This window comes from Streptomyces beijiangensis, assembly GCF_017315755.1.
Taxonomy (GTDB): Bacteria; Actinomycetota; Actinomycetes; order Streptomycetales; family Streptomycetaceae; genus Streptomyces; species Streptomyces beijiangensis.
Genome location: NZ_JAFLRJ010001602.1, coordinates 1 through 326, shown reverse-complemented (window position 1 = coordinate 326; position 326 = coordinate 1). Strand labels below are relative to the sequence as shown.

Genomic DNA, 326 nt, shown 5'->3' with positions numbered 1-326 from the left:
CCTGGAGACGGTGGCGGTGGACGGAAAGGTGCTGCGCGGGTCTGGCACCAGTGAGTCGGTCGCGGTGACGGTGATCGGTGCGATGGCACAGGACGGGGCGCTGGTCGCGCAGCAGCGGGTGGCGGACAAAAGCAACGAGATCCCGGCGCTGGCGCCGCTGTTGTCGGTGCTCGGCCTACAGGGGGTGGTAGTGACGGCGGACGCACTACACACGCAGGTGGAGACGGCGAAGGTGCTGGTGGAGGAGATGGGCGCGCACTTCGTGCTGGTGGTGAAGCGGAACCAGCCGGCGTTGTGGGAGGCGTGCCGGTCGATCCCGTGGAGCG

Annotated in this window: 1 protein-coding gene; it reads left to right on the top strand. The window is 69.0% G+C overall.

Annotated features, from left to right (window positions below; translation table 11 throughout):
- Positions 1–16: 16 nt before the first annotated feature.
- Positions 17–326, top strand: a 310-nt coding sequence (locus tag J0695_RS42865; protein ID WP_206970187.1) for an ISAs1 family transposase, incomplete at its 3' end; no start/stop codon positions are given.